Origin of the sequence: Achromobacter sp., from assembly GCF_036567245.1 — a bacterium.
Taxonomy (GTDB): domain Bacteria; phylum Pseudomonadota; class Gammaproteobacteria; order Burkholderiales; family Burkholderiaceae_B; genus Achromobacter.
This window is the reverse complement of record NZ_DATCUY010000439.1, coordinates 1-11,362: the sequence shown is the minus strand read 5'-3', so window position 1 is coordinate 11,362 and position 11,362 is coordinate 1. Positions and strand designations below refer to the sequence as shown.

Here is an 11,362-nt window from a genome sequence, read left to right as displayed (position 1 = left end):
CGGGCGGCCAGCTGAGGATAGCGGGCCGCCAAGGCGGCGATCAGCTCCGACTTGGTCACGAATTAACCGTCGTTGCGCTGTTGGTCCAGCTTGGCCTTCAGCAGCGCGCCGAGGTTGGTGGTGCCGGACGAAGCGCTGGCGTCAGACATGCGCTGGATCGTTTCGGCGGTTTCGGCGTTATCGCGGGCCTTGATCGACAGCTGGATCGAACGCGTCTTGCGGTCGATGTTGACGATCATGGCTTCGATGTTTTCACCGGCGTTCAGAACAGTGGTGGCATCTTCGACGCGGCCCGAGGAGATCTCGGAAGCGCGCAGGTAGCCTTCAACGTCCACGGACAGCGTGACAACAGCGCCCTTGGCTTCGACGGACTTGATGGTGCCCGGAACAACGGCGCCCTTGTCGAAGGTGGCAACGAAGTTGTTGAAGGGGTCGCCTTCCAGCTGCTTGATGCCCAGCGAGATGCGTTCCTTGTCGGTATCGATGCCCAGAACCACGGCTTCGATCTCGTCGCCCTTCTTGAAGTTGCGCACGGCTTCTTCGCCGGTTTCCGTCCACGACAGGTCGGACAGGTGAACCAGGCCATCGATGCCGCCGGGCAGGCCGACGAACACGCCGAAGTCGGTGATCGACTTGATGGCGCCGCGGACCTTGTCACCACGCTTGAAGTTGGTGGCGAACTCTTCCCACGGGTTCTGGCGGCACTGCTTCATGCCCAGCGAGATACGACGACGGTCTTCGTCGATTTCCAGGACCATGACTTCGACTTCTTCGCCCAGGGTCACGACCTTGCGCGGATCGACGTTCTTGTTGGTCCAGTCCATTTCGGAGACGTGCACCAGGCCTTCGATGCCGGCTTCGACCTCAACGAACGCGCCGTAGTCGGTCAGGTTGGTAACCTTGCCGAACAGGCGGGTGCCTTGCGGGTAGCGGCGAGCCAGGCCCACCCACGGATCTTCGCCCAGTTGCTTGACGCCCAGGGAGACGCGGCTCTTTTCCTGGTCGAACTTGAGCACCTTGGCTTCGACTTCCTGACCCACTTGCAGGACTTCGGAGGGGTGACGCACACGGCGCCAGGCCATGTCGGTGATGTGCAGCAGGCCGTCGATGCCGCCCAGGTCCACGAACGCGCCGTAGTCGGTGATGTTCTTGACCACGCCCTTGACCACAGCACCTTCGTGCAGGGTTTCGAGCAGCTTCTGGCGCTCTTCGCCCATGCTGGCTTCCAGCACCTGGCGACGCGACAGAACGACGTTGTTGCGCTTGCGGTCGAGCTTGATGACCTTGAATTCGAGGGTCTTGCCTTCGTACGGGGTGGTGTCCTTGACCGGACGCAGGTCCACCAGCGAACCCGGCAGGAACGCGCGGATGCCGTTGGTCATGACGGTCAGGCCGCCCTTCACCTTGCCGGTGATGGTGCCGGTAACCAGCTCGCCGTTTTCCAGGGCCTTTTCCAGTTGCAGCCAGGCCGACAGGCGCTTGGCGCGGTCACGCGACAGGATGGTGTCGCCGTAGCCGTTTTCCAGGGAATCGATGGCCACCGAGACGAAATCGCCGGGTTGCACTTCGAGCTCGCCCTGGTCGTTCAGGAACTCTTCCAGGGGGATCAGCGCTTCGGACTTCAGGCCGGCGTTGACGACGACGAAGTTGTGGTCGACGCGGACGACTTCGGCGCTGATGACCTCGCCGGACTTCATGTCCTGGCTCTTGAGGCTCTGTGCGAAAAGGTCGGCGAAGCTTTCGCCGCCGGTGGCGACGGTAGTGGAAACGGAAGACATGGGGTTGAAATCCATTGGGCCGAAATGGCCGTTAAAAACACACCGCAACGGATTGCCCGTCACAGTGGAGTCAAAATGCCTGCTTGCCGGTTCGCCCTTGCGGGGTGGCCCGTGGGGGTTGCGCCTAGCGTGAACAGGGCCGATAAAAAAAACAGAAAACTACGGAGGATTCTTGGGGAAAGCCTGCAACCAATTGCTCAATCCGCGGCGGCCTTCTTCCAGAAATCCAGTATTGCCTGCACCGTTTCTGCAATCGTCAAATCAGACGAATCCAGCACGTGTGCATCCGCTGCGGGAGCCAAGGGCGCTGTAGTTCGCCCCATATCGCGGGCGTCCCGCTCGCGCATATCCCGTAGGAGGTCATCAAGATTAGCAGAAATTCCCTTTTCGATCAACTGCTTACAGCGCCTCTGCGCCCGCGCGACCACATCGGCGACCAGGAATACCTTCAGGGGCGCGTCGGGAAACACCACCGTACCCATGTCGCGCCCGTCCGCAACCAGGCCCGGAGCCACCCGGAAGGCGCGCTGGCGCTCGAGCAGCGCCTGGCGCACGCCCGGGAAGGCGGCCACGCGCGAGGCGAAATTGCCGACTTCCTCGCGCCGGATCTCGTGGCCCACGTCCGCGCCTTCGAGGTAGACATGGGGGCCTTCGAAACGCACGTCCAGGGTTTCTGCCACCCGCGCCACGGCAGGCTCGTCCTCGGCCGACAAGCCGCGGTTGAGTGCCGCCAGGGCGGTCAGGCGATAGAGCGCGCCGCTGTCCAGCACGTCCCAGCCCAGCGCCTTGGCGACGCGGTGGGCCACCGTACCCTTGCCGGACGCGGTGGGGCCGTCGATGGTGATGACCGGGACAGAAGAAGTTTCAGGGGAAATCGAAGTCATGGGCAATTCTTCGCTAGGCCGTAACCAGGCCCGCGTAAACATCAAAGTAACCCGGGAAGGTCTTGCTGACGCAACCCGGATCGAGAATACGGACCGCCGCCGGCCCGAAAGCCGCCAGCGAGAAGCACATGGCCATGCGGTGGTCGTCCCAGGTGCCGATGTGCGCATCGCGCCAGGCATCCTGTGCCGGCGGCGTCACGCGCAGCCAATCCGGCCCCGATTCCACCTGCGCGCCCAGCTTTTCCAGCTCGGTCTGCATGGCGTGGATGCGGTCGGTTTCCTTGACCCGCCAGCTGCCTATGTTGCGCAAACGGCACGGGCCGTCGGCGTAAAGCGCCAGGGCGGCCGCGGTCATCGCGGCGTCCGGAATCAGGTTGAAATCGGTATCGAAGGCCTTCAGGCGCTCGCCCTGGGCCACGCGTGCGCCCGAGACTTCGATCCAGTCCGGACCGTAAGTCACAGAGGCGCCCATCTCGGCCAGCGTGGCGGCAAAGGCGACGTCGCCCTGGATGCTGTCGGCGCCGACGCCGGTCACGCGCAGCGGCCCGCCGCCGATCGCGCCCAACGCCAGGAAGTAAGAGGCCGTGGAGGCGTCGCCTTCCACCGCGATCCGCCCCGGGCTGCGGTAGGCCGCCCCGCCGTCGATGACGAAGCGGCTCCAGCCGTCGCGCCGCACCTGCACGCCGAAGCGCGCCATCAGGTTCAGCGTGATCTCGATGTAGGGCTTGGAGATGAGTTCGCCCAGCACTTCGATCGTGACTGGCTTGCCGCTGCGGCCGGCCTGCAGCGGCGCGGCCATCAACAAGGCGGTAAGGAATTGGCTGGACACCGAACCCTGCACGCGCGTGACGGCGTCCGCCGCGATGTCGCCACGGCCGATGCGCAGGGGCGGATAGCCGGGTTGGCCCAGGTAGTCGATGCTGGCGCCCAGGCCCCTGAGCGCGTCGACCAGGTCGCCGATGGGACGTTCGTGCATGCGCGGCACGCCCGACAGGCGGTAGTCGCCGCCCATCAGTGCCAGCGCGGCGGTCAGCGGCCGGATCGCGGTACCGGCATTGCCCATGAACAGGTCCGCGCTTTCCTCGGGAAAGCGGCGCACGCCCTGCACCGTGACGCTGCCCGCGTCCAGTTCCGACACCTGCACGCCCAACTGGCGCAAGGCGCCGAGCATGACGCGAGTATCGTCCGAATCCAGCAATCCGGTGATGACCGTGCTGCCTTCAGCAATGGCGGACAGCAGCAGCACGCGGTTGGAAATGCTTTTGGAACCCGGCAGGGCAATCACGCCCCGCGCTTGCCGCACACGCGGCAGATCGAGATAAGGCAAAGCGCCCATGTCAGCTACTCCTTGCGCCAGTTGCGGCGGGCGCGGGCCGCCGTGTCCAGCAGCGTCAGTAAAGCTGCGCCATCGCCGTCGGCAATGGCGCGTTCGGCACGATCCAGCACCGCGCGCACGTCGGCCAGTTCGGCCAGCATCGCGTCGCGGTTGGACAGAAAGATGTCGCGCCACATTTCCGGCGAACCCGCGGCAATGCGCGTGAAGTCGCGAAAACCGCTGCCAGCCAGGTCCAGGCGCGTCGGCGCATCGGCGGCCTCGGCCACCTGTTCCATGTAGACCGCCGACAGCAGATGCGGCAGATGGCTGACCGAAGCCAGCACCCGGTCATGGGCGCCCGCATCCATGTCAATCACATCCGCTCCGCAGGCCTGCCATGCGCGGCGCACCAGGTCCAGGGAGGCCGCGCCATTCTCGGCCAGGGGAGTCAGAATGACGGTGCGCTTGCGGTACAGGTCGGCATCGGCAGCTTCCGGCCCGGTGCGCTCGGCGCCGGCGATGGGATGGCCGGGTACGAACTGCGCGGCCCGGTCACCCAGGGCGGCGCGCGCGGCCGCAACCACTTCCGCCTTGGTGCTGCCGCCATCGGTCAGCACGGTGCCGGGACGCAGGTGCGCGCGCATGCGCGACAGCACGTCCGCCAGCCCGCCCACCGGCGTCGCCAGCAGGATCAGGTCGGCGCGCGCGGCGGCTTCCTCAGCGGTGGCGGCCTCGTCGATCAATCCCAGCTCGACAGCGCGCGCCAGCGATTGGGCATTGCGCCCTACCCCCAGCACCCGGCCAACCTGCCCCGCCCGGCGCAAGGCCGCGGCGAAGGAACCGCCGATCAGGCCCACGCCCACGACGGCCAATACAGGAATCAGGGGGCCAGCGGCCCCCTGATCGGATTCAGGTGACGCGTCGTTCATGCGGAAAGGATGGCGGTCAATGCGTCAATGAAGCGGTCGTTTTCCTGCGGCAGCCCGATGGACACCCTCAGCCACTCCGGCAAACCGTCGCCGGCTACCGGGCGCACGATCACGCCGCGCTTGAGCAGTTCCAGATTGATGCGCGGGGCGTCGCCCACATGCACCAGCACGAAGTTGCCGTAGCTGGGGACGTAGCGCAGCTTCAGACGTTCAAACGCGGCGCACAGTTGCGCCTTGCCCGCTTTGTTAGAGGCGTAGGCCTCTTTCAGATAGGCCGCGTCGCGCAGCGCGGCAATGGCCGCGGCCTGCGCCAGCGTATTGACGTTGAACGGCTGACGCACGCGGTTCAGCAGATCCGTCAGGACGGGTTGCGCCACCGCGAAACCCACGCGCAAGCCCGCCAGGCCGTAGGCCTTGGAGAACGTGCGCGACACGATCAGATTCGGATAGCGGCGCACCAGCGCCGTGCTGTCGAAGCGGAACTCGGGGTCGAGGTATTCGTTGTAAGCCTCATCCAACACGACCGTAACGCGATCGCCGTGGGCCGCCTGGACACGTTCCAGGAAGGCCGCGATCTGGTCGCCCGGCACGAAGGTGCCGGTCGGGTTGTTCGGGTTGGCGATGAACAGCAGCCGCGTGTCGTCGGCGATGGCGTCGAACATCGCGTCCAGGTCATGGCCGTAGTCCTTGGCCGGCACCACGATGTGGCGCGCGCCGCGCGCCTGGGTCGCCAGGCGATAGACCGCGAACGAATGCTGCGCGTACACCGCCGACACGCCCGGCTCCAGCAGCGCCAGCGCCGCGATTTCCAGGATGTCGTTGGAGCCGTTGCCCAGTGTGACCCAGCTCATCGGCACGCCGTAGCGTTCGGCCAGCGCCGCCTTCAGATCGAAGCCATTGGGATCGGGATAGCGCGCCAGCGACTCGGCCGCGGCCAGCATGGCCTCGCGCGCCGACTTGGGCATGCCCAGCGGGTTTTCATTGGACGCCAGCTTGACGATGCCGGCGGGATCCAGCCCGAATTCGCGGGCCAGTTCTTCGATGGGCTTGCCCGCCTGATAAGGCGCGATGGCGCTGACGTGCGCGGGAGCGACGAGGGGCTTGGATGCGGTGGTCATGTCGGAGGGGCTCACGGCGCCGGGTAGGAACCCAGCACTTTCAGGTAGGCAACCTGCGCCTGCAAAGCGGCCAGGGCGCGTTCGACGTTCGGATCATTGCGGTGACCCAGCACGTCCACATAAAAATAGTATTCCCACTGGCCGGTGCGGGCGGGCCGCGACTCGAAGCGCGTCATGGACACGCCGTTGGCCGCCAGCGGCGCCAGCATTTCGTAGACGGCGCCCGCGCGGTTCGGCACTGCCAGGATCAGGCTGGTCTTGTCCTTGCCGCTGACCAGCGGTTCGATGTTGCCAATGGCCAGGAAGCGCGTACGGTTGTGCGGATCATCCTGGATGCCCGCGGCCACGACCTGCAGGCTCCAGGCAGGCGCCGCCACCTCGCCGGCGATCGCCGCGATGCTCGGGTCGGACGCCGCCGCGCGCGCGGCCTCGGAATTGCTGGACGCGGCCACGCGGGCCACGTCGGGATAGTTGCGCGTGAGCCAGCCCTGGCACTGGGCCAGCGCTTGCGGATGCGCGGAAATCGTCTTGATGCCGTCCATGCTGCCGGACTGCGACATCAGGCAATGGCGTATCACCAGGGAACGCTCGCCCAGGATCTTCAGGGGCGTGTTCAGCAGCAGATCCAGGCTGCGGTTGACCGCGCCCTCGGTGGAGTTCTCGACCGGAACCATGCCGACGTCCGCCTGCCCTGCCTCGACGGCGCGGAAGACCTCGTCAAAAGAAGCGCACGGCAATTTCTGCACGGCATGCCCGAAATGCTCCTGCGCCGCCTGTTCCGAGAACGAGCCTTGCGGCCCCAGAAAGGCGACCGTCATGCCACGCTCCAGGCCGCGACAGGCCGAGATGATCTCGGTCCAGACCGCGGCTACGCCGGCATTCGGGAACGGGCCGGGATTGGTCTGCTGCAGGCGGCGGATGACGTCGGCTTCGCGCTCGGGGCGCAGCACGGGGCCATCGGCATTCGCGGCGTGCTTGGCCTCGCCCACTTCCAGCGCAGCGCTTGCGCGCTGCGTCAGAAGATCGAGAATCTGGGCGTCCAACGCGTCGATGCGCTGACGCAGGGGGAGCAGCTTGCGCTGCAGATCGTCATCCATAGCGACGCTCGAATTCCTTGAGGTACTCGACCAGCGCCGACACCCCGGCCAGGGGTACGGCGTTATAAATGGAAGCGCGCATGCCGCCCACGCTCTTGTGGCCCTTGAGCTGCGTCAGGCCAGCCGCGTCCGCGCCTTGCAGGAAGGCGTCGTTGAGCGATTCGTCGCGCAGCACGAACGGCACGTTCATGCGCGAGCGCACGGGTGCGTGGATGGGATTGCGGTAGAAACTGGTGCTGTCCAGGTAGCCGTACAGCAGGTCGGCCTTGGCCTTGTTGGCCGCTTCCATGCCGGCCACGCCGCCATTGGCCTTGACCCACTTGAACACCAGGCCGGCGACATAGATGGCGAAGGTGGGCGGCGTGTTGTAGCGCGAATGATCCGCAGCCACGTTGGCGTAATCGAACGCGGACGGGCAGATCGGCAAGGCATGGCCGATCAGGTCGCGGCGCGCGATGACCATGGTCACGCCCGCCGGACCGGCGTTCTTCTGTGCGCCGGCATACATCATGCCGGTGCGCGTCACGTCCATCGGACGCGACAGGAAATGCGAGGACGCGTCGACGACCAGCGGCACGTCGGGCGCGCCCAGCGCGGCAGTGTCGGGCCAGTCCATGAACTCGACGCCGCCGATGGTTTCATTGCTGCAAAGATGCAGATAGGCCGAATCCTGGCGCACCTGCCAGGTGTCGACTGGCGGCACCCAGGTCAGCGGCGCCTGCTCGCGGCCGTCCAATTGGATGGCCTGCTCGCTGCTTGCCGCGACATGGGTGCTGCCGTAGCGGCCGGCTTCCTTGTACGAACGCTTGGACCAATGGCCCGTCACGACGAAGTCGGCTGCCGGCGTGCCGCGGCGCCCCATGAGATTCATGGGAACGATGGCGTTTTCCCCGGAACCGCCGCCTTGCATGAACATGACGGCGTAGTCCGCCGGCAGTCCGAGCAAGTCGCGCAGATCGGACTCGGCTTCATCGCAGATCTGCACGAAATGCTTGCCGCGATGGCTCATTTCCATCACGGACATGCCGCTGCCGTGCCAGTCCAGCATTTCCGCAGCGGCTTGCTGCAGCACCACCTCGGGCAAGGCCGAGGGGCCTGCCGAGAAGTTCCAGGGGCGGGCCATTATTGCTCCGTAGGTTCCGTCGAATCCGTCGAGTCCGCAGCGCCGTTGTCGTCGCCGCCGTCCGCGTCCTGACCGTCCTCGTCCAGGTCGCCGTCATCGTCCGCATCGCTTTCAACGACGCGGCGCACGCCGGACAGCGAACTGCCGTCATCGACGTTGATGAGCGTGACGCCTTGCGTGGCGCGGCCCATTTCGCGGATTTCCGAGACGCGGGTGCGCACCAGCACGCCGCCGGTCGTGATCAGCATGATCTCGTCCGAAGGCATGACCAGCACTGCGCCCACGACCTTGCCGTTGCGCGAGCTGGTCTGGATCGCGATCATGCCCTTGGTGCCGCGGCCGTGGCGCGTGTACTCGGTGATCGGCGTGCGCTTGCCGTAGCCGTTTTCAGTGGCGGTCAGCACGCTTTGCGTTTCGTCGCCAGCCACGAGCAGCGCGATGACGGTCTGGGTGTCTTCCAGCATCATGCCGCGCACGCCGCGGGCGTTGCGGCCCATCGGACGCACGTCGTTCTCGTCGAAGCGCACGGCCTTGCCGGCGTCCGAGAACAGCATGACGTCATGCTTGCCGTCGGTCAGGTCGGCGCCGATCAGGTAGTCGCCGTCGTCCAGGTCCACGGCGATGATGCCGGCCTTGCGCGGGTTGGAGAAGTCGGACAGCGGGGTCTTCTTGACCGTGCCGCGCGAGGTCGCCATGAAGACGTAGTGATCTTCGCTGAATTCCTTGACCGGCAGCACCACGGTGATCTTCTCGCCTTCAGCCAGCGGGAACATGTTGACGATGGGCTTGCCGCGCGAGTTGCGCGTGCCTTGCGGCACTTCCCAGACCTTGAGCCAGTACACGCGGCCGCGGTTGGAGAAGCACAGCAGGAAGTCGTGCGTGTTGGCGATGAACAACTGGTCGATCCAGTCGTTTTCCTTCATGGCCGTGGCCTGCTTGCCGCGTCCGCCGCGTTTTTGCGAGCGGTACTCGGACAGCGGCTGGCTCTTGATGTAGCCGCCGTGCGACAGGGTCACGACCATGTCGGTCGGCGTGATCAGGTCTTCGGTGTCGAGCTCGGTGGCGTTCAGCTCGATGTCCGAACGGCGCGTATCCTTCACGCCGGTCGAGAATTCCGCCTTGATGGCCTGCAGCTCGTCCGAGATGATCGTCGTGATGCGCTCGGGACGCGCCAGGATATCCAGCAGGTCGGCGATGGTGGACATGATGTCCCTGTATTCGCCAACGATCTTGTCCTGCTCCAGCCCGGTCAGGCGTTGCAGGCGCATGTTCAGGATTTCCTGGGCCTGCGTGTCGCTCAGGCGGTACATGCCGTCGCCCTGGAGACCGAATTCGGCGCCCAGGTCGTCCGGACGGAAGGCCGCGCGGCCTCCCGGCGTGTCGCCGTCGGCGCGCGACAGCATTTCGCGCACCAGCGAGGAATCCCACGACTTCGCCATCAGTTCCTGGCGCGCGACCGGGGGGGTCGGCGCCGCCTTGATGATGGCGATGAAATCGTCGATGTTGGCGAGCGCGACGGCCAGGCCTTCCAGCACGTGGCCGCGTTCGCGGGCCTTGCGCAGCTGGAACACCGTGCGGCGCGTGACCACTTCGCGGCGATGCTGCAGGAAGTAGTCGATCATCTGCTTCAGGTTGAGCAGGCGGGGCTGGCCGTCGACCAGCGCCACCAGGTTCATCCCGAAGGTGTCTTGCAGCTGCGTGTTCTTGTAGAGGTTGTTCAGGACGACCTCGGGAACCTCGCCGCGCTTGAGCTCGATGACCAGGCGCATCCCGTCCTTGTCGGACTCGTCGCGGATGTCCGAGATGCCTTCGATCTTCTTGTCGTTGACCAGCTCGGCGATGCGTTCCTGCAGCGTCTTCTTGTTGACCTGGTAGGGAATCGCGTCGACCACGATGGCCTGGCGGTTGCCCTTCTCCATGTCCTCGAAGTGGGTCTTGGCGCGCATGATGACGCGGCCGCGACCGGTGCGGTAGCCTTCGCGCACGCCGGACATGCCATAGATGATGCCGCCGGTGGGGAAATCAGGGGCGGGGATGAGCTCCATGAGCTCATCGACCGAGCAGCCCGGATTGCGCAGGCAGTACAGGCAGCCGTCGACCACTTCCTGGAGGTTGTGGGGCGGAATGTTGGTGGCCATGCCCACCGCGATGCCCGAGCTGCCGTTGACCAGCAGGTTGGGCAGGCGCGACGGCAACAGCAGCGGTTCTTGTTCGCTGCCGTCGTAATTGGGGCCAAAGTCCACCGTTTCCTGGTCGATGTCGGCCAGCAATTCGTGAGCGATCTTGGCCAGGCGGATTTCGGTGTAGCGCATCGCTGCGGCGTTATCGCCGTCGATCGAGCCGAAGTTGCCCTGGCCGTCGACCAGCATGTAGCGCATGGAGAAATCCTGCGCCATGCGGACGATGGTGTCGTAGACGGACTGGTCGCCGTGGGGGTGGTATTTACCGATGACGTCCCCGACGATACGCGCCGACTTCTTATAAGCGCGGTTCCAGTCGTTGTTCAGTTCGTGCATCGCGTAGAGCACGCGCCGGTGGACGGGCTTGAGGCCGTCCCGCACATCCGGTAGCGCCCGCCCGACGATCACGCTCATCGCGTAATCGAGGTAACTGCGGCGCATCTCTTCTTCCAGCGATACCGGAAGCGTCTCCTTGGCAAAGGAATCCATATATATAACGACAGAATCGTGTAAGGAGGAACCCGGGCCGGGTAAACAGGAAATTCTATCATCCGATTCCCGGAGCGGTCAGAAGGTCCTCCCCAAGAGGCGCCTCGCCGGACCGGACCGGCGGACATGGGGCCGCGACCGGCCGCGCGGCCGCCCGCGTCTTGCGGCCCCTGTTGTCAAAAACCAACATGGAAAACCGAAGGAGCGCCGAAAACGTCATATCCAGCGCCAATGCGCCTCTCCAGGGAAGCCAAAGCCCCCCAAATGCCTTAAGATTGTTTCCAGCACGCAGGAAACCCAGTAGCTATTCCTTTGAACCAGCTCTTGGCGTTGCTATACTGGCCCCGTTTTCCTGATATGCGGCGGGGGTTCGCTGCGAGTCACTTATCCAGCTTCAAGCTCAACGAGGAGAAACATGAACAAACCCTCCAAATTCGCTCTGGCGCTCG

The 11,362-nt window shown here is 65.2% G+C and carries 8 protein-coding genes; all 8 read right to left on the bottom strand.

What is annotated here, in order from left to right; all coding sequences use genetic code 11:
* Positions 1 to 62: 62 nt before the first annotated feature.
* The 8 genes from rpsA to gyrA all read right to left on the bottom strand — a co-directional run bounded on the left by rpsA (position 63) and on the right by gyrA (position 10,913).
* Entirely contained in the window at positions 63 to 1,778 is a 1,716-nt protein-coding gene (gene rpsA, locus VIR09_RS18965; protein ID WP_041655272.1) for a 30S ribosomal protein S1, read from the bottom strand.
* Between the two features lie 197 nt (positions 1,779 to 1,975).
* Complete coding sequence (gene cmk / locus VIR09_RS18960; protein ID WP_332014271.1) at positions 1,976 to 2,662, bottom strand: (d)CMP kinase; 687 nt, start codon at positions 2,660 to 2,662, stop codon at positions 1,976 to 1,978.
* A 13-nt stretch (positions 2,663 to 2,675) separates the two neighbouring features.
* Positions 2,676 to 3,998, bottom strand: a complete 1,323-nt coding sequence (gene aroA, locus VIR09_RS18955) for a 3-phosphoshikimate 1-carboxyvinyltransferase (RefSeq protein WP_332014270.1) — start codon at positions 3,996 to 3,998, stop codon at positions 2,676 to 2,678.
* A 5-nt stretch (positions 3,999 to 4,003) separates the two neighbouring features.
* Positions 4,004 to 4,906, bottom strand: a complete 903-nt coding sequence (locus tag VIR09_RS18950; protein WP_332014269.1) for a prephenate dehydrogenase — start codon at positions 4,904 to 4,906, stop codon at positions 4,004 to 4,006.
* Positions 4,903 to 6,024, bottom strand: a complete 1,122-nt coding sequence (gene hisC, locus VIR09_RS18945) for a histidinol-phosphate transaminase (protein WP_332014268.1) — start codon at positions 6,022 to 6,024, stop codon at positions 4,903 to 4,905. The genes VIR09_RS18950 and hisC overlap by 4 nt, the downstream gene beginning before the upstream one ends.
* Positions 6,025 to 6,035: 11 nt before the next feature.
* Positions 6,036 to 7,121: a prephenate dehydratase gene (gene pheA / locus VIR09_RS18940; RefSeq protein ID WP_332014267.1), complete on the bottom strand. Its 1,086-nt coding sequence runs from the start codon at positions 7,119 to 7,121 to the stop codon at positions 6,036 to 6,038.
* On the bottom strand, positions 7,114 to 8,244 hold the full coding sequence (gene serC / locus VIR09_RS18935; RefSeq protein WP_332014266.1) for a 3-phosphoserine/phosphohydroxythreonine transaminase: 1,131 nt from the start codon (positions 8,242 to 8,244) through the stop codon (positions 7,114 to 7,116). The genes pheA and serC overlap by 8 nt, the downstream gene beginning before the upstream one ends.
* The gene (gyrA, locus tag VIR09_RS18930) at positions 8,244 to 10,913 is read right to left on the bottom strand and encodes a DNA gyrase subunit A (RefSeq protein ID WP_332014265.1); all 2,670 of its coding nucleotides are present in this window, start codon (positions 10,911 to 10,913) and stop codon (positions 8,244 to 8,246) included. The genes serC and gyrA overlap by 1 nt, the downstream gene beginning before the upstream one ends.
* Between the last annotated feature and the right edge of the window lie 449 nt (positions 10,914 to 11,362).